The 22,957-nt window shown below is 52.1% G+C and carries 18 protein-coding genes, 1 pseudogene and 1 other annotated feature; of the genes and pseudogenes, 10 read left to right on the top strand and 9 right to left on the bottom strand.

The window, feature by feature from the left end:
* Positions 1–57 precede the first annotated feature (57 nt).
* The 10 genes and pseudogenes from galE to gndA all read left to right on the top strand — a co-directional run bounded on the left by galE (position 58) and on the right by gndA (position 15,409).
* Complete coding sequence (gene galE / locus L085_RS20435) at positions 58–1,074, top strand: UDP-glucose 4-epimerase GalE (protein ID WP_015377241.1); 1,017 nt, start codon at positions 58–60, stop codon at positions 1,072–1,074.
* A 610-nt stretch (positions 1,075–1,684) separates the two neighbouring features.
* Positions 1,685–3,097 (top strand): mannose-1-phosphate guanylyltransferase/mannose-6-phosphate isomerase, encoded by a 1,413-nt coding sequence (locus L085_RS20430; RefSeq protein ID WP_015377242.1) that lies wholly within the window; start codon positions 1,685–1,687, stop codon positions 3,095–3,097.
* A 14-nt stretch (positions 3,098–3,111) separates the two neighbouring features.
* A complete protein-coding gene (gene cpsG, locus L085_RS20425; RefSeq protein WP_025302181.1) occupies positions 3,112–4,485 on the top strand; it encodes a phosphomannomutase CpsG in 1,374 nt (457 codons plus the stop codon).
* A gap of 2 nt (positions 4,486–4,487) precedes the next feature.
* Positions 4,488–5,282 (top strand): ABC transporter permease, encoded by a 795-nt coding sequence (locus tag L085_RS20420; protein ID WP_015377244.1) that lies wholly within the window; start codon positions 4,488–4,490, stop codon positions 5,280–5,282.
* A complete protein-coding gene (locus tag L085_RS20415; RefSeq protein ID WP_015377245.1) occupies positions 5,282–6,499 on the top strand; it encodes an ABC transporter ATP-binding protein in 1,218 nt (405 codons plus the stop codon). Before L085_RS20420 ends, L085_RS20415 begins: the two co-directional genes overlap by 1 nt.
* Entirely contained in the window at positions 6,496–7,833 is a 1,338-nt protein-coding gene (locus L085_RS20410; RefSeq protein WP_044031586.1) for a class I SAM-dependent methyltransferase, read from the top strand. Before L085_RS20415 ends, L085_RS20410 begins: the two co-directional genes overlap by 4 nt.
* Positions 7,833–11,473, top strand: a pseudogene (locus L085_RS20405) (glycosyltransferase). The gene L085_RS20410 and the pseudogene L085_RS20405 overlap by 1 nt, the downstream one beginning before the upstream one ends.
* Positions 11,474–11,577: 104 nt before the next feature.
* Positions 11,578–12,723, top strand: a complete 1,146-nt coding sequence (locus tag L085_RS24880; protein ID WP_015377248.1) for a glycosyltransferase family 1 protein — start codon at positions 11,578–11,580, stop codon at positions 12,721–12,723.
* Positions 12,716–13,846, top strand: a complete 1,131-nt coding sequence (locus tag L085_RS20395) for a glycosyltransferase family 4 protein (RefSeq protein WP_021504313.1) — start codon at positions 12,716–12,718, stop codon at positions 13,844–13,846. Before L085_RS24880 ends, L085_RS20395 begins: the two co-directional genes overlap by 8 nt.
* Positions 13,847–14,002: 156 nt before the next feature.
* Positions 14,003–15,409, top strand: coding sequence for an NADP-dependent phosphogluconate dehydrogenase (gndA, locus tag L085_RS20390; RefSeq protein WP_004938815.1), 1,407 nt, complete (start codon positions 14,003–14,005; stop codon positions 15,407–15,409).
* A gap of 74 nt (positions 15,410–15,483) precedes the next feature.
* On the opposite strand, the gene hisIE is transcribed toward gndA, so the two are convergent.
* The 9 genes from hisIE to hisL all read right to left on the bottom strand — a co-directional run bounded on the left by hisIE (position 15,484) and on the right by hisL (position 22,769).
* Positions 15,484–16,104 (bottom strand): bifunctional phosphoribosyl-AMP cyclohydrolase/phosphoribosyl-ATP diphosphatase HisIE, encoded by a 621-nt coding sequence (hisIE, locus tag L085_RS20385; RefSeq protein ID WP_015377251.1) that lies wholly within the window; start codon positions 16,102–16,104, stop codon positions 15,484–15,486.
* A complete protein-coding gene (gene hisF / locus L085_RS20380) occupies positions 16,098–16,874 on the bottom strand; it encodes an imidazole glycerol phosphate synthase subunit HisF (protein WP_015377252.1) in 777 nt (258 codons plus the stop codon). The genes hisIE and hisF overlap by 7 nt, the downstream gene beginning before the upstream one ends.
* On the bottom strand, positions 16,856–17,593 hold the full coding sequence (gene hisA / locus L085_RS20375) for a 1-(5-phosphoribosyl)-5-[(5-phosphoribosylamino)methylideneamino]imidazole-4-carboxamide isomerase (protein WP_044031584.1): 738 nt from the start codon (positions 17,591–17,593) through the stop codon (positions 16,856–16,858). The genes hisF and hisA overlap by 19 nt, the downstream gene beginning before the upstream one ends.
* Before the next feature lie 5 nt (positions 17,594–17,598).
* Positions 17,599–18,189, bottom strand: a complete 591-nt coding sequence (hisH, locus tag L085_RS20370) for an imidazole glycerol phosphate synthase subunit HisH (RefSeq protein ID WP_004938803.1) — start codon at positions 18,187–18,189, stop codon at positions 17,599–17,601.
* Complete coding sequence (gene hisB, locus L085_RS20365) at positions 18,189–19,256, bottom strand: bifunctional histidinol-phosphatase/imidazoleglycerol-phosphate dehydratase HisB (RefSeq protein WP_015377254.1); 1,068 nt, start codon at positions 19,254–19,256, stop codon at positions 18,189–18,191. The genes hisH and hisB overlap by 1 nt, the downstream gene beginning before the upstream one ends.
* Positions 19,253–20,341 (bottom strand): histidinol-phosphate transaminase, encoded by a 1,089-nt coding sequence (gene hisC, locus L085_RS20360; RefSeq protein ID WP_044031583.1) that lies wholly within the window; start codon positions 20,339–20,341, stop codon positions 19,253–19,255. Before hisC ends, hisB begins: the two co-directional genes overlap by 4 nt.
* Positions 20,338–21,645, bottom strand: a complete 1,308-nt coding sequence (gene hisD, locus L085_RS20355; RefSeq protein ID WP_004938796.1) for a histidinol dehydrogenase — start codon at positions 21,643–21,645, stop codon at positions 20,338–20,340. Before hisD ends, hisC begins: the two co-directional genes overlap by 4 nt.
* A 4-nt stretch (positions 21,646–21,649) precedes the next feature.
* Complete coding sequence (gene hisG / locus L085_RS20350) at positions 21,650–22,549, bottom strand: ATP phosphoribosyltransferase (protein WP_015377256.1); 900 nt, start codon at positions 22,547–22,549, stop codon at positions 21,650–21,652.
* A 70-nt stretch (positions 22,550–22,619) separates the two neighbouring features.
* Positions 22,620–22,746 (bottom strand) — a sequence feature (His leader region).
* Positions 22,722–22,769 (bottom strand): his operon leader peptide, encoded by a 48-nt coding sequence (gene hisL, locus L085_RS25455; protein WP_100396937.1) that lies wholly within the window; start codon positions 22,767–22,769, stop codon positions 22,722–22,724. It overlaps the preceding feature by 25 nt.
* Positions 22,770–22,957: the final 188 nt, after the last annotated feature.

Below are 22,957 nucleotides of genomic sequence, written 5' to 3'. Positions count from 1 at the left end.
GTATCGATGAGGGCGTTTTTGTCGAATCAAGAATGTTGCGAAGTATAAGGGGGGGATATGGCAATTTTAGTTACCGGTGGTGCTGGTTACATCGGATCGCACACCGTGCTATCGCTCCTGGAGCGTGGCGAGGACGTCGTGGTGTTGGATAATTTGTCCAACTCATCTGCGGAGTCATTGCAGCGGGTGGAGAAACTGTCGGGGAAAGCCGCAGAGTTCCATCAGGGAGACGTTCAGGATGCCGAATGCCTGCAGCGCATCTTTGGCGCTCATGAGATCACTGCCGTGATCCATTTCGCCGGTCTTAAGGCGGTAGGGGAGTCAACGCGCAAGCCGCTGGAGTATTATCAGAATAACGTTACCGGCACGCTGGTGTTGTTGGATGCTATGCGTCGTGCCGGCGTGCACGACTTTATCTTTAGCTCTTCTGCCACTGTCTATGGTGCCAATTCGCCGGTACCTTATGTAGAGACGACACCGATCGGCGGGACAACCAGCCCTTATGGGACATCAAAGTTGATGGTGGAGCAGATCCTGCAAGATTTCGCTAAAGCAGAGCCTCAGTTCTCGATTATCGCCTTGCGTTATTTTAATCCGGTAGGTGCTCACGAGTCCGGTTTGATTGGTGAAGATCCCAATGGTATTCCCAATAACCTGCTGCCGTACATCTCGCAAGTGGCTATCGGCAAGCTGGAGAAGCTGGGTATTTTCGGTGGGGATTATCCGACAAACGATGGAACGGGAGAACGCGATTACATCCATGTCATGGATCTGGCCGAAGGCCACCTGAAGGCGATGGATCATCTGCCAAAGATCAATGGATTTAAGGCCTACAACCTTGGGGCTGGCGTAGGGCATTCGGTGCTGGCGATGGTTCAGGCGTTTGAGAAAGCGTCAGGCGTAACGATCCCCTATCAGATCTTGCCACGTCGCGATGGCGACCTGCCTGCTTTCTGGGCCAATGCCGATCTGGCTTATCAGGAGCTGGGATGGAAAGTCAGCCGAGGCATTGATGATATGATGCGCGATACTTGGAATTGGCAGCGCACTAATCCACAAGGTTACCAAAAGTAATACCTTACAGATAAGCTCCCTCTCTTTGTTAGATCATGATTGCGGTTTGCGATCGCAATCATGCATCCCACCAGGATACACATTCTTTAAATATTATAACGTATTTAACAATGCGATCGCGATTGTTACACGGGTTAAGCCCTTTTCGGGCGCTGAGTGAGCGTTCATCTCAGATAAGCCTGAAAAAGCGGATAATCTACAGGTGTTTTGATGGCTAAGGTGGTAGCATACGCAGCAAAAATATTTATTATATCCGTCCCCCTATACCTGACAGGGGGGGACACGAGTATGGCTTTTCGTGCCATATGCGAGGTACAACAGTGTGGCGAGTTTTGGCCATGGATAAAATTCAAAAGCAAGATCAGTCGGTTGGTAGCTGTTGAGCCAAGGGCGGTAGCGTGATTTTTGCAGGCCTTCGTCACCGTGAGAGGTTGAGTAATCTCCTGTATTATCACTGCCAGCGAAATGCCCTTCGTTGCTGTTTGGCCTTCATCTAAGCACTGCATAAGGCAACAGTAAGCGCGATAATTGAACGTTATGTATTGGTGTGACCTAACTTAACATATTGTATTTAAAGCTTTATATATTTTTAGCGTCATAAGGACAAAAAATGTTATTACCTGTAATTATGGCAGGCGGTACTGGTAGCCGTTTATGGCCGATGTCACGAGAACTCCACCCTAAGCAGTTTTTGCGCTTGCACAGCGTAAATTCAATGCTTCAGGAAACGTTGAAACGACTCGATGGCGTGGAGATCGGTGAGCCTGTTGTAATCTGCAACGAAGACCACCGTTTTATGGTGGCTGAACAGCTGCGTCAAATTGATATGTTGTCACACAACATTATCCTGGAGCCCATTGGCAGAAATACTGCGCCAGCGATTGCTTTGGCTGCATTGAATGCTACCGCAGCAGGTAACGATCCTATCATGCTGGTATTGGCAGCAGACCATATCATCAAGGATGTTAATGTTTTCCACCAGGCGATCGAAGCAGCATTGCCTTACGCAGCGGAAAAAAGCCTGGTTACGTTTGGTATTGTGCCGACAGGTCCAGAAACTGGTTATGGTTACATCCAGCGTGGAGAGTGCTGCGATGATAAAGCGGTGGCCGCTAACGTAAAACGTTTTGTTGAGAAACCTGATCTCGCAACCGCTCAGGCCTATGTCGACTCCGGTGAATATTTTTGGAACAGTGGTATGTTCATGTTCCGTGCCAAGCGTTACCTGGAGGAACTGGAGGCATTCCGTCCCGATATCCTGGCTGCCTGTCGCCGCTCGCTGGATGATACCGAATGTGACAAAAACTTTATCAATGTCAATCGCGACGCCTTTGCGAGTTGCCCAGACGAGTCGGTCGATTATGCGGTAATGGAAAAAACACAAGATGCGGTCATGATCCCGCTGGATGCCGGTTGGAGTGATGTCGGCTCATGGTCTGCATTATGGGAAGTCAGCCAGAAAGATGGGGCTGGTAATGCATTGACCGGCGACACTTTCCTGCATAATACCCGTGATTGCTATATCAATACTGATGAAAAATTAGTTGCGGCTGTTGGCGTAGATAATCTGGTTATTGTTAACACTAAAGATGCCGTTCTCGTGGTTGATAAGTCGAAAGTTCAGGACGTTAAAAAAGTTGTTGAGTATCTGAAAAAACATAAGCGGAGTGAATATCGAAGACACCGCGAGGTTTATCGACCATGGGGTATTTGCGATATTTTGGTTGCTGAAAAGCGTTTTAATGTCAATCGTATCACCGTTAATCCCGGGGAAGCATTTTCTCTGCAAATGCACCATCACCGCACGGAACACTGGGTGGTTCTTTCTGGTACGGCTAAAGTAACAACGGGGGATAAAACGTTCTTACTTACCGAAAATCAGTCGACATTCATTCCAATTGGGGTTGTCCACCGTTTAGAAAATCCCGGAAATATTCCTTTGGAGCTGATTGAGATTCAGTCAGGCTCTTATTTAGGTGATGATGACATTATCCGTATTAAAGATCATTACGGTCGTTGCTAATTTTTGAGGTTTTAATGAGTGCCTTAACTTGTTTTAAAGCGTATGATATCCGTGGTCAACTAGGTGAAGAGCTGAATGAGGATATTGCCTATCGTATCGGCCGAGCTTATGGCGAATACCTGAAACCTCAGCGCGTTATCGTAGGTGGCGATGTACGGCTGACCAGCGAGTCTCTTAAAGTGGCTCTCGCCAACGGATTGCAGGATGCTGGTGTTGACGTATATGACATTGGTATGAGTGGCACTGAAGAAGTCTATTTTGCTACTTTCCATTTGAATATGGATGGCGGCATTGAAGTTACTGCTAGCCACAATCCAATGAATTATAATGGTATGAAACTGGTTAAGGCAAATGCTCAGCCGATTAGTGGTGATACCGGTTTATTTGCGATTAAAAAATTAGCGGAAGAAAATACGTTTCCTGCGGTAGTGAAGGATAAACGTGGTAGTTATCAACAAATATCCATTCTCACCGATTATGTAGATCATTTGCTGAAGTATATTGATGCAACAGCATTGAAGCCAATGAAATTGGTCATTAACTCTGGAAATGGTGCTGCAGGCCATGTTATCGACGAAATAGAGCGACGTTTCCAGCAAGAAAATATTCCCGTTACCTTTGTAAAGGTTCATCATCAACCTGATGGGAATTTCCCTAACGGTATCCCTAACCCGTTATTACCTGAATGTCGGGATGACACAGCAAAAGCCGTGCTTGAGCATCAGGCGGATATGGGAATTGCTTTTGACGGTGATTTCGATCGTTGTTTCCTGTTTGATGAGAAGGGCGCTTTCATCGAGGGCTACTATATCGTTGGCCTATTGGCAGAAGCTTTCCTGCAAGCCAACCCTGGCTCCAAGATTATTCATGATCCTCGTCTGTCATGGAATACCATCGATATCGTTACCCAAGCTGGTGGCATCCCTGTTATGTCCAAAACGGGGCATGCCTTTATCAAGGAGCGCATGCGCAAAGAAGATGCTATCTATGGTGGCGAGATGAGTGCGCACCATTACTTCCGTGATTTCGCTTATTGTGACAGCGGTATGATTCCATGGCTATTGGTAGCGGGTTTACTTTCAGTTAAAGGCAGTGTGTTGAGTCAGCTAGTGAAGGATCGTATGGAAGCGTATCCAGCATCTGGTGAGATTAATCGCAAATTGCCTGATGCTAAAGCTGCCATTGAGCGTGTTTTAGGCGTTTACAAAGATGATGCCGTGGCTTTTGACATGACAGATGGTATCAGCCTTGAATTCAATGAATGGCGTTTTAATCTGCGGACATCGAATACTGAACCTGTTGTACGTTTGAATGTTGAGTCAAAAGGGGATGTTGAATTGATGCAGAAAAAAACTAAAGAGATTCTGGCGCTCTTAGGCGGAGAATAACGATGAAAGAAATGTTATTAGCCATCTATGGTTACCGGGGTTTTATTTGGAGCAGTATTAAGCGGGACTTTCAGTCCCGTTACCAAACCAGCATGTTGGGAGCTTTATGGCTGGTATTGCAGCCGTTAGCGATGATTTTGGTATATACACTGGTATTCTCAGAAGTGATGAAGGCACGGATGCCTGATAATTCAGGTCCTTTTGCCTATAGTATTTATCTTTGCTCTGGGGTGCTGACGTGGGGATTATTTACTGAAATTCTTGATAAAAGCCAAAGTGTCTTCATTACTAATGCTAACTTAATAAAAAAGCTCAGCTTCCCAAAAATTTGCTTACCGGTCATTGTGACCGCGTCTGCGATTTTAAACTTCGCCATTATATTTAGCCTGTTTTTAATTTTTCTTGTTTTTACCGGAAACTTTCCCGGGGTTTTATTCTTCTCCGTCTTACCCGTTTTGGCTCTGCAAGTTCTGTTCACCGTCGGTCTGGGTATGACATTGGGCGTGATGAACGTTTTCTTCCGGGACGTTGGGCAGTTTGTTGGCGTATTATTGCAATTCTGGTTCTGGTTCACACCCATCGTTTATGTATTAAATTCGCTGCCTGAATGGGCCAGAACATCGCTGATGTACAATCCAATGGCCCGAGTTATGCAAGCATACCAGTCAATATTTGCATACCAACAGCAACCTAACTGGTACTCATTATGGCCAGTATTGGTTCTGGCCATAATTTTCTGTGCGTTTGGTATGAGATTGTTCAGGAAACACGCTGCAGATATGGTGGACGAGTTATAATGAGTTACATAAAAGTACATAATGTTGGCAAGGCATACAAACAGTATGCCTCTAAGACAGGGCGTCTGCTTGAGTGGATTTCGCCATTTAACACCGTCAAACATAAACTAAAATGGATCCTGCAGAACATCAGTTTTCATGTTGAGCCTGGTGAGGCGTTAGGCATTATTGGTATTAACGGTGCCGGTAAAAGTACATTACTGAAATTGATTACTGGCACAGCGAAACCAACCTGCGGCGAAATTGCTCTCGACGGTCGAGTTGCGGCATTATTGGAGCTCGGCATGGGCTTTCACTCGGATTTTACCGGGCGCCAAAACGTTTATATGTCAGGGCAACTGCTGGGTATGTCCGTCGAAAAAATTACGGAACTTATGCCGGAAATCGAGGCGTTCGCTGAGATCGGTGATTATATCGATCAACCGGTTCGTGTTTACTCAAGCGGTATGCAAGTTCGATTGGCATTTAGCGTTGCAACAGCGATTCGCCCGGATATTTTGATTGTTGATGAGGCCTTATCTGTTGGTGACGCTTATTTTCAGCATAAGAGTTTCGAGCGGATACGTGAGTTTCGCAAGCTAGGAACCACCCTCTTGCTCGTGTCACATGACAAACAAGCGATCCAAAGCATATGTGATAGAGCTATTTTGCTTAACAAAGGCAGAGTAGAAATGGAGGGTGAGCCTGAAGCAGTAATGGATTACTATAATGCCCTACTCGCTGATAAGCAAAATGTGTCGATTCGTCAGGTTGAAAATAATGGAAAATTGCAGACGCTCTCTGGCTCAGGCGAGGCAACTATTACCGATATTAGTCTTCTTAGTACCGAAGGTGAAAGTATTGAGGTGGTAGCGGTAGGGCAACCTGTCAACCTTCAGGTGAAGGTGCATGTCAATGAGGCTGTTCCTGAACTTGTCGTGGGATATTTGATTAAAGACCGATTGGGACAGCCGGTTTTTGGTACCAATACTCATCATCTGAAACAGCCATTATTCGATTTGAAAGAGAATGAATCGAGAACCTTTTCATTTGCGTTCTCTGCCAATTTGGGGGTTGGGTCTTACTCGGTTGCCGTAGCGTTACATACGGCAGGAACTCATGTTGGAAAAAATTACGAATGGCGCGATCTGGCGGTTGTTTTCAACGTTGTTAATTCAAACGAGAAAGATTTTATTGGAGTAGCTTGGTTGCCCCCTAAGTTGGAGATTTTTGAATGAGTGGTAATTTTTATCGCGTTTTTGAGGAAAAACATCGGGGGAGCGTGCAAGATATCAAACAACGCTTATCTGTATATCTTCCTTTTATTATGGCGTTGGCAAAAATTTACCCTTCAGCTGAAGTTGTCGATGTTGGCTGTGGGCGTGGAGAATGGCTCGAGATCTTGCGAGATAATGCTATTCCTGCCATGGGGGTTGATCTCGATGATGGTATGCTCGAACGTGCTTTGCAGGTTGGGCTGAACGTGAAGAAAATGGACTGCCTGGATTTCCTCCAGCAGCAGGAGGACGGCAGTCTACTGGCCATCACCGGTTTTCATATCGCAGAACATCTGCCCTTCGAGTTTTTACAGTCTTTGGTGAAAGAGGCGTTGCGGGTGCTTAAACCCGGTGGTTTGCTGATTCTGGAGACGCCAAACCCCGAAAATGTAAGCGTTGGAACCTGTTCTTTTTATATGGATCCGACGCACAACCATCCGCTGCCTCCAGCGTTGCTCGAATTCATTCCGAACTATTACGGTTTTCTGAGAACTAAAATACTGCGTTTGCAGGAAAAAGCGGCACTGAGAGACGAAGGGACATCGGTATATTTGGTCGATGTGTTGAAAGGTGTCAGCCCAGACTATAGCATGATTGCCCAAAAAGAGGGTGAGGCATCGATTGTCGGTGAGTTGGACGCCTATTTTGATAAAGAATATGGGGTTACTCTCGACGGCTTAAGCGATCGCTATGACCTACGCTTGAATAACGAGTTTAAGCGAATGAACACGGCGTTGCGTGCGCAGACAGTGAAGTTCCACGAAGTGAGTAACCAATTGGAGCGTTTTCAGCACCAATTGGACAAGTCACATCAAGAGCTGATGGCTGTACATGCTAATAATCAAAGCCTACAGCAGCAGCTCATTGACGTACATGCTAACAATCAGAGTCTGCAACAACAGCTTTTTGATGCGCATACCAGCAATTCCTGGCGTGTGACCTCCCCATTGCGTTGGGTTTCATATCAATTTAAAGCGGTACGTGAGCAAGGCGTTAAAACTCGAGCTCGCAAAGCAGCCAAAAAGGTTTTGAGAAAGGGAATAAATACGGCTCTGGCTTTATTCCATGAACATCCTAAATTCAAAGCATTCATTCTTTCCAGCGCTAGAAAGCTGGGTGCTTACCGATTTCTGCAATCTGTTTTCAGACGGGTTTTAATTTCCGCACCTGACTATCACGCCGATCTTATGGTGAATGAACGTCATGTTGTGTATAAGGAAAATATGACGAGCAGAGCTATCGATATATATGAGCAGCTAAAGAGAATAAATAATAAGAAACACGGGGATTCATAATGCGTATTGTTATTGACCTGCAAGGAGCACAAACGGAAAGCCGTTTTCGGGGTATTGGCCGTTATACTCTTTCGATTGCAAAGGCAATCATCCGTAATAACAGTCAACACGAAATTTTTATTGCTTTGTCTGCGCTGTTTCCCGAAACCATCGCTGAACTTAAAGCGCAATTTGCTCGCTTAGTGCCGGCCGAAAATATCGTTATCTGGTATGCGCCTGGCCCTGTCAGAGCGATGGATAGAAACAATGCTTGGCGCAGTGAGTGTGCAGAATATGTGCGTGAAGCCTTCTTACATAATCTTAAACCTGATGTCGTTTTTATAACCAGTTTGTTCGAAGGGCATGTAGATAATGCGGTGACGTCGATCGCTAAATTAACGCCAAAAACTAAAGTGGCGGTGTTGCATCACGATCTAATCCCTTTGGTACAAGCGGATGTTTACCTGCAAGATGACGTTTATAAAGATTATTATTTAAAGAAAATCAATTGGTTGAAGAACGCGGATCTGCTGCTGACCAACTCGGACTATACTTCTTCGGAGGTGATTGAGTGGTTGGATATTCCCGAAAGCAAAGTGTGCACGATTTCGGCGGCGACCGAAGAACATTTTGATATCAGCGAGATTTCCGCTAATAATTTTTCTGAATTAAAAGAGAAATATGGCATTACCCGTGATGTCGTACTTTATGCTCCTGGCGGTTTTGACTCCCGTAAAAACTTCAAGAGGTTGATTGAGGCTTACAGCAAATTAACGCCTGAATTGCGTGAAAAAAATCAACTGGTTATCGTTAGTAAGCTATCGGACAGCGATCGCAGTTATCTGCATTCCATCGCGCGTAATCAACAACTGCGTGATGACGAGATGGTTCTGACTGGATATGTATCGGAACAGGATCTGGTCGTGTTTTATCAGTTGGCCAAGTTGTTTGTCTTTGCTTCGTTGCATGAAGGCTTTGGATTACCGATTCTGGAGGCCATGACGTGCGGTGCGGCGACAATCGGTTCTAACGTCACCAGTATCCCGGAAGTGATCGGTTATGCCGATGCGCTGTTTGATCCCTATTCTGTTGAGTCAATAAGCGACAAGCTTCAACAGGCTTTAAGCGATGACGTTTTCCTCGCTCAATTAAAGAAACACGCTTTGGAGCAATCCGCCAAGTTTTCGTGGGATAAGGCGGGAACTATCGCCTTGTCTCGTTTTGAGCGGTTAGTTGCTGAGGCCGGAGATGTGGAGTTTGAATCGGTAACGTCATCGCAATTGATCTCCGCCGTTTCCTCGATCAAATGTCGTGAAGAGCCTTCGGATAACGATCTGCGGTCAACCGCTGAGGCGATGGATAGAAATGCCAAAAGACTCGAGTTGCAAGGCATTGCGCTAGAGTCTCTCTCTTGGCGCGTTGAAGGACCTTTTGACAGCTCCTATAGCCTGGCTTTGGTAAATCGAGAATTCGCGCGAGCACTCAGTCGCGACAATGTTGACGTTCTGCTGCATTCAACGGAAGGGCCTGGCGACTTTGCTCCAAATGAAACCTTCCTAAGTGATGAAAGTAATGCGGATTTGAAGGCATTCCATTCGCGTTTGCAGCAGCGGAGTGAGCAGCAGGTTAATGTATTGAGCCGCAATATCTATCCGCCACGTGTCAGCAACATGGCTGCGGATGTGAAGCTTTTGCATTGCTATGCATGGGAAGAAAGTGGCTTTCCACAAGGTTGGATCAATAATTTCAACCGTGAATTGGATGCGATCCTTTGCACTTCAGAACATGTGCGCAAAGTATTGATTGATAATGGTACTAAAGTTCCCGTTTTTAATGTCGGGAATGGTTGCGAGCACTGGGAGCGGATTCAGTCAGCCAATCCTCCGCAACTGAACGCCAAAGCATTCAAATTCCTGCATGTTTCTTCGTGCTTCCCGCGGAAGGGGGTTCAGGCGATGCTGGCGGCCTATGGCGCCGCTTTTACCGGAGAGGATGATGTTTCCCTGGTCATCAAAACTTTCCCTAACCCGCACAATGAAATTCAGGCATGGCTAACGCAAGCTCAGAAGCGGCACGTCAATTATCCCCATGTCATTATTATCGAGCAGGATATGCCGGAACAAGAGCTGAAAGCGCTCTATGAACAGTGTGATGTCTTGGTGGCGGCAAGCTGTGCTGAAGGATTTGGTTTGCCGATTGCGGAGGCGATGTTGAGCGGTTTACCCGCTATCACCACTGGTTGGAGCGGGCAGCTTGATTTTTGCACGCAGGAAAATTCATGGCTGGTTGATTATCGTTTTGAACGCGCGAAGACCCATTTTGGCCTGTTTTCTTCATCATGGGTGCATGCCGATATTGATAAACTGGCCGAGGCGATGGCGCAGGCGGCGGCGACTGACAAAAAGCAACTATCGGCAATGGCAGCAAAAGGGCGTGAACTGATACTTAGTCAGTTTACCTGGAGCTCGGTTGCGCGCGATCAAAGGCTGCGGTAGGCGAATTGCGTAAGCATTTTGACGTCGCTCAAGTGGAACCCCGGATTGGCTGGCTCTCGACGTGGAATACCAAATGCGGCATTGCCACCTATTCCCAACATTTGGTAGCTGACATGCCCAGCGACCAAATTGTGATTTTTGCACCGACAGCAAATGACCTGGTACATGCGGACGAAGGTAACGTTCTGAGGAGTTGGGTTGTTGGAAAAGAAGACAATTACCTTGATGCTTTAGATACTCAAATTGAAACCCTGAATCTGAACACCTTGGTCATCCAGTTTAACTATGGATTCTTTAACCACCGCGAGTTATCTGCCTTTATCAAAAGGCATCACCAGGCGGGACGGGTTATCGTTATGGCCATGCATTCGACGGTTGATCCGATCGAAAAAGAGCCGTATTGGAATTTCCGTTTATCAGAAATGACTGACGCGTTGAAAATGTGTGACCGTTTGCTGGTTCATTCTATTGCTGATATCAACCGTCTGAAGTTGCTTGGACTAGTCAATAATGTCACTCTGTTCCCACATGGCGTGATTAACTATCCCGCTCTGGCATCGACTGCTCATCGCAATCTGCCGCCTTTGGTTGCCAGCTATGGTTTTTGCCTGCCGCATAAAGGGTTGAAGGAACTTATCGAAGCCGTGGCCTATTTGAAAAAAGCGGGGAACCCTATTCGACTAAGGTTGGTCAATGCGGAATACCCCGTCAGTGAATCCACCGCTTTGGTTCGTGAGCTTAAAGAGACTGCGGCTAATTTGAAGGTTGAAGATCTGGTTGAGATGCATAATGATTTTCTTGATGATAAAGAAAGCTTACGTCTGCTCTCTGACGCCGATCTGCTGGTTTTCGCGTATCAAAATACCGGCGAATCGGCCAGTGGTGCCGTTCGCTACGGCATGGCGACGCATAAACCTGTGGCAGTGACGCCGCTCGCTATTTTTGATGATCTTGGTGACGCTGTCTTCAAATTGAAGGGAACCTCCGTAGTGGATGTTGCTGAAGGTATTGCAGATATTATTTCTGAGATTGTTAAAAACTCTTCGAGTGCAGTTGAAACGCAACGACGTGCTGATGCGTGGTGCGAGCAGCATGATTATCATGCCGTTGCCAGACGGCTAGAAAACATGTGTGCGGGCTTGTTAAGAGCAAAACATTTCAAATAACCTCCTCTAGCTATAGCCTTATTCAATGCAGTAGGTGTGATTTCTACTACTGCATTGAATCTACTATGTTGAAAGCATAGATATTCTATGGAATGTGATTTTAGATGAAAATAATTCTTTCCGTTGAGCCTATCAAGTTCCCGTTGACTGGCATAGGGCGTTATACCTATGAGTTGGCAAAAGGCTTGCAAAGCCACAACGAAATTGAAGAACTAAATTTTTTCTCCGGTACCCGTTTTTTATCTAACATACCTACGGCAAAAAATACATCTGATAGTAGTCACTGGTTGAAAAAAATTGTGCAGAGCAATTCATTGGCTATTGAGACCTACAGATTGCTTATGCCACAACTAAAAAAGAAGGCGCTGCGTGGCTACGAACGTTGCCTTTTTCATGGGCCTAATTATTTCCTCCCTCCTTTTGACGGCCCTGCAGTGGCAACGTTTCATGATCTTTCTCCTTTTAAATGGGAGCACTGTTTCGATCCTAAAAGGAATCGTTATACCAAGAAAGAAATGATGAAAGCATTGTCGAGGGCGAATGGTCTCATCACGGTCTCGAACTATATTCGTAAAGAGATTCATGAATATTTCGATTATCCAATTGAGAAAATCCACACGGTTCATCTGGCAAGCTCGCCTGATTTTTACCCTCGTCAGGTAGAAAACGTATCTGGAGTTTTAAAAAAATTTGATTTAAGCTATAAAGCCTTCACCTTATTCGTTGGTACCATTGAGCCGAGGAAGAATATTCTTTCCCTTATTCATGCTTATAGAAAACTGCCTGACGGATTGCGTGCCCGTTATCCATTAGTCCTCTCCGGCTATAAGGGATGGCGCAATGATGACATTATGCAGGAAATAGAGCGAGGACAGCGTGAGGGATGGCTTAAGTATCTGGGATTTGCGGCTGCAGAAGAATTGCCATTATTGTACTCTGCAGCCAGGCTGTTTGTTTTCCCATCACACTATGAAGGCTTTGGGCTTCCGGTATTGGAAGCGATGAGCTCGGGAACTCCGGTGATTTGTTCCAACAGTTCATCTTTGCCGGAAATCGCAGGTGATGCGGCATTAACTCACTCTCCTGAGGATGTCAGCTTATTAACGCAGCTTATTATCAGAGGGCTGACAGATGAAGCGTGGAGAAAGGATGCAATTGCATTAGGTTTGTCACATGCAGCAACGTTTTCCTGGAAAAATTGCACTAGCCAAACTTTAAACGTTTATCAAAAATTGACTAATAATGATTAAAGTACTCCATTTTTATAAAACCTATTATCCTGACTCATTTGGCGGCATTGAGCAAGTGATATACCAACTCGCTGAAGGTGGGGTAGAGAAGGGTATATCGACGGATGTTTTGTCCGTAACGCCTGCAGATAAGGATAGTTGCGAAACTATTTCACAGCATACAGCTCATAAAGTCAGACAAGATTTCAGCATTGCATCTAACCCATTTTCATTTCGTGTCATAAAGAAATTTAAAGAGCTCAGCGAGCAAGCGGATATCATCCACTATCATTTCCCATGGCCATACATGGATCTTGTACACTTCCTCTCGGGAGTGAATAAGCCGACAGTAGTTAGTTATCACTCTGATATTATCAGGCAAAAAAACCTTCTTAGGTTATATAAGCCACTGATGCACCTGTTCTTGCGTAAAATAGATTGCATCGTAGCAACATCACCGAACTATGTGGCCACCAGTGACGTATTGGAAACGTTCAAAAATAAAGTCTCTGTGATTCCGATAGGTCTGGATAAAGAGACATATCCGGTGCCAGAGCCGAGCCGCTTGGAAAAATGGCAGCGTCAGCTCGGCCAACCATTTTTCTTATTTATTGGCACGTTACGCTATTATAAAGGGTTACATATACTGCTAGAGGCGGCTATCGGTGCAAACTATCCTATCGTGATCGTAGGGGCCGGGCCGATCGAAAGTGAATTGCGTGAGCAGGCTCAGAACTTGGGACTGAAAAACGTTCATTTTCTTGGCGCATTGCCGGATGAGGATAAATCGGCACTACTGACGCTGAGCTATGGTATTGTATTTCCGTCACATTTACGCTCGGAAGCGTTTGGCATTTCGCTACTGGAAGGTGCCATGTACCGAAAACCCATGATTTCAAGTGAAATAGGGACAGGAACTACCTTTATCAACGTCAATGATCAGACGGGACTGGTGATCCCTCCATCGGATCCTTCGGCATTGAGAAAGGCAATGGATAAGCTTTGGGAGAACCCCAAGTTGGCGGAGACATTCGGTAATAAGGCGTATGAACGCTACGAAGAGATGTTCACCTCCAAACAAATGGTCGAGGCATACGCGAAAATCTACGAATCCCTGCTGGGAAGGCATAATAAGCCCGATTGAATGGTCTGGCAGGTTACTGAAAATTTAGACGAGTTATGTGACCTATCGCACCAATCACTACCCACCCGGCTCAATCCTGAGTTAACATGTGTGCCACATCACAAAACCTGCTGGCCGACGTTGCCGGCAGGGTCATCCTCAGACAGGAGTTCCTAAATGTCCAAGCAACAAATCGGCGTTGTCGGCATGGCGGTAATGGGCCGCAACCTCGCGCTGAACATCGAGAGCCGTGGTTACACCGTTTCCATTTTCAACCGTTCTGGCGACAAAACTGACGAAGTGATCGCTGAGAACCCGGGCAAGAATCTGGCGCCGTATTACACCGTTGAAGAGTTTGTCGAATCACTGGAAAAACCGCGCCGCATCCTGCTGATGGTGAAAGCGGGCGAAGCAACGGATAAAACCATTGCCTCGCTGACTCCGCACCTGGACAAGGGCGATATCCTGATCGACGGCGGCAACACCTACTATCAGGACACCATCCGTCGTAACCGCGAACTGTCCGACCAGGGCTTCAACTTCATCGGCACCGGCGTTTCCGGCGGTGAAGAGGGCGCGCTGAAAGGGCCTTCCATCATGCCTGGCGGCCAGAAAGAAGCTTACGAGCTGGTGGCGCCAATCCTGGAGAAAATCGCTGCGGTTGCGGAAGGCGAGCCTTGCGTGACCTACATCGGCGCAGACGGCGCCGGCCACTATGTGAAGATGGTGCACAACGGCATCGAATACGGCGACATGCAACTGATTGCCGAAGCCTATTCTCTGCTGAAACAGGCGCTGAATCTGAGCAACGAGCAGCTGGCCGAAACCTTCGCCGAGTGGAACAAGGGTGAACTGAACAGCTACCTGATCGACATCACCAAAGACATCTTCACCAAGAAAGACGAAGAAGGTAAATACCTGGTCGATGTGATCCTGGACGAAGCCGCCAACAAAGGCACCGGCAAATGGACCAGCCAGAGCTCGCTGGATCTGGGCGAACCGCTGTCGCTGATCACCGAATCGGTATTCGCACGCTACCTGTCCTCGCTGAAAGATCAGCGCGTTGCCGCGTCTAAAGTGCTGACCGGCCCGAAAGTGGCGCCGTTCACTGGCGACAAAGCTGAATTCATCGAGAAAGTGCGTCGCGCGCTGTATCTGGGCAAAATCGTGTCCTACGCGCAGGGCTTCTCTCAGCTGAAAGCCGCGTCTAAAGAAAACAACTGGGATCTGCACTACGGCGAAATCGCCAAGATCTTCCGTGCCGGCTGTATCATCCGCGCCCAGTTCCTGCAGAAGATCACCGACGCTTACGCAGCGGACGCCGATATCGCCAACCTGCTGCTGGCGCCATACTTCAAGCAAATCGCCGACGAGTACCAGCAGGCGCTGCGTGACGTGGTGGCCTACGCCGTGCAGAACGGTATCCCTACGCCAACCTTCTCCGCTGCGATCGCCTACTACGACAGCTACCGTTCAGCGGTGCTGCCGGCGAACCTGATCCAGGCGCAGCGCGACTACTTCGGCGCGCACACCTACAAACGCATCGACAAGGAAGGCGTGTTCCATACCGAATGGATGGAATAACCCCGCCCGTTGAGCGATAAAAAAAGCCGCCGAGGTTAACGCCCGGCGGCTTTTTTATTGCGCGTGGTTTAACGTCACGCTTTTTTCTGATGCCGCTCGCGCAGCCGGCCGATCACCGCGCTCAGATCCAGATCCTGGTCCTGCAGCAGCACCAGCAGGTGATAGATCAGGTCCGAAGCTTCGTTGGTCAGCTCTTCGCGATCGTTGACCGTGGCGGCCAGCGCGGTTTCCACGCCTTCCTCCCCGACTTTCTGCGCGATGCGCTTGGTGCCGCTGGCGTACAGGCTGGCGGTGTACGAGCTGTCCGGGCTGGCGTGCTTGCGCTCCGCCAACAGCTGTTCCAACTGATAGAGGAACGTCCAGTCGCTGGCGGCCGGATGGAAGCAGCTGCTGTTGCCCAGGTGGCAGGTCGGGCCGATCGGGTTGGCCAATACCAACAGCGTGTCGTTATCGCAGTCCGGCGTGATGCTGACCACCTTGAGGAAGTGGCCGGAACTTTCGCCTTTGGTCCACAGGCGTTGCTTGGTGCGCGAGAAGAAGGTGACGTTGCCGCTCTGCTCGGTGGTCGCCAGCGCTTCCGGCGTCATGTAACCCAGCATCAGCACTTCGCCGGAAACGGCGTGCTGCACGATGGCCGGCATCAGGCCGTCGGTTTTTTCCCAGTCCAGCTGGTTTCTCTGTTGTTCTGTCAGCACACGCGAATCTCCACGCCTTGTTCGACCAGGAACCTTTTCAGTTCGCCGATATTGATGATTTGTTTGTGGAACACCGATGCCGCCAGGGCGCCGTCGACGTCCGCATCGCGGAACGCTTCCAGGAAGTGCTCCATCGTGCCCGCGCCGCCGGAGGCGATCAGCGGCACTTTGCAGACCTCGCGCACCTGGCGCAGCTGCTGCAGATCGTAACCGTTGCGCACGCCGTCCTGGTTCATCATGTTCAGCACGATCTCACCGGCGCCGCGGCGCTGCACTTCCTGCACCCAGTCGAGGGTTTCCCACTGGGTGACGCGGGTGCGGCTCTCGTCGCCGGTATATTGATTGACGTGATACTTGCCGGTTTCACTGTCGAACCAGGTGTCGATGCCCACCACGATGCACTGCACGCCAAAGCGATCCGCCAGGCGGCTAATCAGATCGGGATCGGCCAGCGCCGGCGAGTTGATCGAAATCTTGTCGGCGCCGAAAGACAGGATCTGGCTGGCGTCCTCGGCGCTTTTAATGCCGCCGGCGACGCAGAACGGAATATCAATCACCTCCGCCACGCGCGACACCCAGCTTTTGTCCACCACCCGGCCGTCGCTCGAGGCGGTGATATCGTAAAACACCAGCTCGTCCGCGCCTTCTTGCGCATAGCGCTGCGCCAGCGGCACGATGTCGCCGATGATTTCGTGGTTGCGGAACTGCACGCCTTTCACCACTTGCCCGTCTTTAACATCCAGACACGGGATTATCCGTTTTGCCAGCATGCAATCGCCTCCTCAACGCTAAATTTACCTTCCAGCAGGGCGCGCCCCACGATCACGCCGGCAACGCCGCTGCCGCGCAGCTGGGCGATGTCGTCCAGATTGCCGATGCCGCCTGAGGCCTGGAAGGCCACTTGCGGATAGCGGCGGCTGATCTCCTGATACAGCGCCACGTTGGAACCGGCCAACGTGCCGTCGCGTGAAATGTCGGTGCACAGCACGTGTTTCAGCCCGTAGGGCAGGAACTGTTCCACCACCTGTTCAAGCGTGGCGTCGGAGTCTTCCTGCCAGCCGCTGATGGCCACGCGCTTCACGCCCTGCGCGTCGATGCGCACATCCAACGCCAGTACCAGCGCGTCGGCGCCGTAGCGTTCGAACCAGCTTTGCACCAACTGCGGCTGTTTCACCGCGGTGGAGCCGATCACCACGCGCGTGGCGCCGGCCTCCAGCAGGGCGCTGACGTCTTGCTCGTTGCGGATGCCGCCGCCGACCTGCACCGGGACGTTAACCCCCGCCAACAGCTTGCGCAGCAGCGAGATCTGGCGCGCCGCCGGATCCTTGGCGCCGGTCAGATCGACCAGGTGCAGCACCTGGGCGCCCTGTTGTTGATAGTCCTGCAGGCGCAGCAGCGGATCGTTGCCGTAGTCGCGCTGTTGGCCGTAATCGCCCTGATGCAAACGCACCACGTTGCCGTCGATCAAATCCAAAGCCGGAATAATCATGCTGCCTACATCTCCAGAAAGTTTTTCAACAGTTGCGCGCCGGCCGCTCCAGATCGTTCTGGATGAAACTGCACGCCGAAGAAGTTGTCTTTTTGCACGGCGGCGGTGAAGGGCTCGCCGTAGTTCGCCTGGGCGATGGTGCTGGGGCATATCGGCATCGCATAGCTGTGTACGAAATAGAAGTAGGCGCCGTCATCGATGCCGCGGAACAGATGGTGACCCGCTTGCGCGGATACCTGGTTCCAGCCCATGTGCGGCAGCGGCAGGCCGAAGTCGGTCATCTGCTTGACCGGCGTATCGATAAGGCCGAGCGTGGTCACGCCGCCGTTCTCTTCGCTGCTGGCCGCCAGCAGCTGCATGCCGAGGCAGATGCCCAGCACCGGCTGAGTGCAGGCCCTGATCAGTTCGATCAGATCGCGTTCGCGCAGCTGATCCATCGCCGCCTGCGCAGTGCCGACGCCCGGCAGGAACAGCTTGTCGGCGCGCAGCACGATCTCCGGATCGCGGCTCACCTCCGGCTGATAGCCCAGGCGCCGCACCGCATAGGTGACGGAGGCCAGGTTGGCGCAGCCGGTATCCAAAATCACCACGTTCATCACAGCACTCCTTTCGAACTCGGCAGGGTATTGCCCTCGACGCGGATCGCCTGGCGCAGCGTGCGGCCAAACACTTTGAACAGGCTTTCGACCCGGTGGTGGTCGTTTTTGCCTTTGGTCTTCAGGTGCAGCGTGCAACCCATGGTGTAAGAGAGCGAACGGAAGAAGTGCTCGACCATTTCGGTGCTGAGATCGCCGACGCGCTGATAGTTGAACTCGGCCTTGTACTCCAGGTGCGGGCGGCCGGAGATATCCAGCGCGCAGCGCGCCAGGCATTCGTCCATCGGCAGCACGAAGCCGAAGCGGGCGATGCCGCGCTTGTCGCCGAGCGCCTTGTTCAGCGCTTCACCCAACGCCAGGCCGGTGTCCTCTACCGTGTGGTGATCGTCGATATACAGGTCGCCTTTGACGTCGATCTCCATGCGGAAGCCGCCGTGGGTGGCGATCTGATCCAGCATGTGATCGAAGAAGCCGACGCCGGTTTTGATCTTGCTGCCGCCTTCGCGATCCAGCCAGACGTTGACGTCGATCTGCGTCTCTTTGGTCACGCGATTAACCCGCGCGTGACGGTCGCGCAGGGTCAGCTGGCGCACGATCTCTTTCCAGCCCAGCACGCCGCGCTGGTAACGCAGCCCCTGGATGCCCATGTTTTCCGCCAGCTGCACATCGGTCGGCCGATCGCCGATCACGTAACTGTGCGCGGTATCGAGCACGCCGGGTTCAAGGTAGCCTTTCACCAGCGCGGTTTTCGGCTTGCGGCAGTCGCAGTTGTCCGCCGGCAGGTGCGGGCAGATCAGCACATCGGCGAACTGAATGCCCTGCGAACTGAGGATCTGCATCATCAGGTTGTGCGGCGGATCGAAGGTCTCCTGCGGGAAACTGGCGGTGCCGAGCCCATCCTGATTGGTGATCATCACCAGCTGATATCCCGCCTGTTGCAGCGCCAGCAGGGAAGGGATCACGTCTGGCTCGAGCGCCAGCTTGTCCAGACGGTCAACCTGGAAATCTTCCGGTGGCTCGGCGATCAGCGTGCCGTCACGATCGATAAAGAGGATTTTTTGGCTCACATTGGCTCCTGGCGAGTCTGGTTGGCGCCGGGCAGGGCGGACAACGCGTCCACCACGCGTTGACATTCGTCGCGGGTGCCTATGGTGATGCGCAGGCAGCCGGACAACCCGGGCTGTTTGTTTTGGTCTCGTAAGATAATGCCCTGATCCCACAAGCTTTTAAACACATTACTTGAGGCGGTGAAGCGAGCCAGCAGGTAATTGCTGTCGCTGGCGAAAACCTGCTCGACGCAGGCGCATTTCTCCAGCTGTTGCTGCAGCCAGCTGCGGGTGGCTGCGATGTCGGTGACGCGCTGGCGCATGGTGCGGATACCTTCTTCGCTCAGCGCCTGCGCGGCGATATCCGCCACCGGCGTCGAGAGCGGGTAAGGGGCGATCACCTTCAGCAGCAGGGCGATCAGATCTTCATTGGCGAGCGTAAAGCCGCAGCGCAGGCCGGCCAGCGCAAAGGCCTTTGACAGCGTACGCAGAATAGCCAGGTGCGGGTAGTCGCTCAGCCAACCGGCCACCGAAGCCTGCGGGCAAAACTCGATATAGGCTTCGTCCACCGCGACGATCGCTTTGCCTTTGGCCAGCTCCAGCAGACTGCGCAGAGAGTCCGGGTCGATCAGGTTGCCGGTCGGGTTGTTCGGGCTGCAGACGTAGATCAGCTTCACGTTATCCAGGCTGTCCGCGATGGCCGGCAGATCCAGTTGCCAGTCCTCTTTGGCGGCCACGGTGCGGCGCTCCACGCCAAAGGTTTCGGCGCTGACGGCGTACATGCCGTAGGTCGGCGGGCAGAACAGAATGGCGTCTTTGCCCGGCTCGCAGAAGGCGCGTATCAGCAGCTCGATGCCCTCGTCGGCGCCGCGGCTGACCAGCACCTGCTCTTTCTTCACCCCGGCATAGGCGGCGTAGCGTTCGATCACCTGCGCCGGCTGGCACTCCGGATAGCGGTTGAAGGTTTGCGCGCTCAGCTGGAATTCCGGGGCGATCGGGTATTCGTTGGCGTTCAGCCATACGTCGCCCTTGCCGCCGAGGCGGCGCGCCGATTGATAAGGGGTCAGCTCGCGAACGTTGGCGCGCGCCAGTTTTTCGATGCTCATGCTTGCTCCTTCAGGGCGGCGACGCGCAGGGTCACGGCGTTCTTGTGGGCGATCAACTGCTCGGCGGCAGCCAGCGTCTCGATGGTGGCGGCCAGGTTGCTGAAGCCCTGCGGCGTCAGCTCCTGCACCGTCATGCGTTTTTGAAAGTCGGCCAGCCCAAGGCTTGAGCAGGTGGCGGTGTAGCCGTAGGTCGGCAGCACGTGGTTGGTGCCGGAGGCGTAATCGCCGGCGGACTCCGGCGACCAGTCGCCGAGGAACACCGAACCGGCGCTGGTGATGCCGTCCACCAGTTCGCGCGCATTGCGGGTCTGAATAATCAGGTGCTCCGGGCCGTAGCGGTTGCTGATGGCCACGCACTCAGCCAGATCGCGCGCTACGATCAGGCGGCTGCTCGCCAGCGCCTGACGGGCGGTCTCGGCACGCGGCAGCTCGGCCAGCTGGCTTTCCACCGCTTCGGCCACCGCCTGCGCCATTGCCGCGTCCGGCGTCAGCAGGATCACCTGCGAATCCGGGCCGTGTTCGGCCTGCGACAGCAGATCGGAAGCGACGAACGCCGGAGTGGCGCCGGCATCGGCGATCACCAGCACCTCCGAAGGGCCGGCCGGCATGTCGATGGCCGCGCCATCAAGGCGCTGACTGACCTGCCGCTTGGCTTCGGTCACGAAGGCGTTGCCTGGCCCGAAGATCTTCGCCACGCGCGGCACGCTCTCGGTGCCGAACGCCAGGGCGGCGATCGCCTGCGCGCCCCCGACCTGAAACACTTCCTGCACGCCGCACAGCTGCGCCGCATACAGGATCTCATCGGCGATCGGCGGCGGCGAGCACAGCACCACCCGGCGGCAGCCGGCGATGCGTGCCGGCGTCGCCAGCATCAGCACGGTGGAGAACAGCGGCGCCGATCCGCCGGGAATATACAGGCCGACCGAGTCGATGGGGCGGGTCACCTGTTGGCAGCGCACGCCCGGTTGCGTTTCGACGTCCACCGGCGGCAGTCGCTGCGCGTTGTGGAAGGTTTCCACGTTGGCGACGGCCACCGCCATCGCCTGTTTGATGTCGTCGCCCAACCGCGCGGCGGCGGCGGCGATCTGCTCGGCGCTGACGCGCAGCGCCGAGACTTCCGCCTTGTCGAAACGGGCGCTGTAGTCGCGCAGCGCCCGATCGCCGTTGGCCTTCACGTTGTCGAGGATCTCGCTCACCGTGCGGGTGATGCTGTCGGAGGCGGCGATGGCCGGGCGCATCAGCAGCTCGGCCTGGCGTTCGGCGCTGCTGGTCGCCCAATCGATCGGCGTGTTGAAGGTCGACATGGCGTTACTCCATCATCTTTTCAATCGGCAGCACCAGAATCGAGCTGGCGCCGAGCGCTTTCAGTTTTTCCATGGTTTCCCAGAACAGGGTTTCGCTGCTCACCATGTGCATCGCCACGCGGTTCTGCGCGCCGGCCAGCGGCAGAATGGTCGGGCGCTCGGCGCCCGGCAACAGCGCGACGATCTCGTCCAGTTTCTCGCTCGGCGCATGCAGCATGATGTATTTGGATTCACGCGCCTGGATCACGCCCTGAATGCGGGTCATCAGGCGATCGATCAGCTGCTGTTTGGCTTCCGGCATTTCGCCGTCGCGCTGGATCAGGCAAGCCTTGGAGCGGTAGATCACTTCGACTTCACGCAGGCCGTTGGCCTCCAGCGTGGCGCCGGTTGAGACCAGATCGCAGATGGCGTCGGCCAGACCGGCGCGCGGCGCCACTTCCACCGAGCCGTTCAGCAGGCAAGATTTGAAGCGCACGCCCTGCTTGTCGAGGTATTGCTTCAGCAGGTGCGGGTAAGAGGTGGCGATGCGGGCGTCCTGCAGGCTTTGCGGGCCGGCGTATTCGGCATCGAGCGGGGTGGCCAGCGACAGGCGGCAGCCGCCGAAATCGAGGCGGCGCAGCGTGAAGTAACGCGGGTCTTCGCCCTGGGCGCGGCGGCTGAGCAGCTCTTCTTCCAGCACGTTTTCGCCGATGATGCCGAGATCGACCACGCCGTCCATCACCAGGCCCGGAATATCGTCGTCGCGCACGCGCAGGATATCGATCGGCATGTTCTCGGCGAAGGCGATCAGACGCTGCTGCTGCAGGTTGATCTTGATGCCGCAGCGCGCCAGCAGTTCCTGGGATTCATCGCTCAGGCGGCCCGACTTCTGCATTGCGATCCGTAAACGTGTCTTGTCCAGCATGGTAACCTCTGTTTAATCTGTAATTTTATGAATTTATTGTAAAAACTATTCTTTCTGTCTGTCCGGAGCCAAAAAAAAACCCTCGGAAGAAATCTTCCGAGGGCTCTCTCTTGCGTTCTGCGCGCCACTGGAAGATTAACAAACCGTCTTCCAGCACTCATCGCCTGAAAGACTAGTCAGGGTGATGGTGATGATGGTGGTTGAACTGAACGCGTGTCATGGTGTTTTTCTCTAATCAAAAGCCGGTAAAAACCGTATGCCAATTAAGCTAAACTATCCGCTGTCCACCGCGCAACCCTTTTTTAACGTCATAAATTTAATTTATTGAAACAGGTTAGGTTATTAGCCACAGACAGCTTTACCTGACCTTAAGCCGGGCAGATTGTATCGCCGCGCGCAGTGGCGTAG

Source organism: Serratia sp. FS14 (assembly GCF_000695995.1).
GTDB lineage: Bacteria > Pseudomonadota > Gammaproteobacteria > Enterobacterales > Enterobacteriaceae > Serratia > Serratia nematodiphila.
This window is presented reverse-complemented; position numbering and strand designations above follow the sequence as displayed.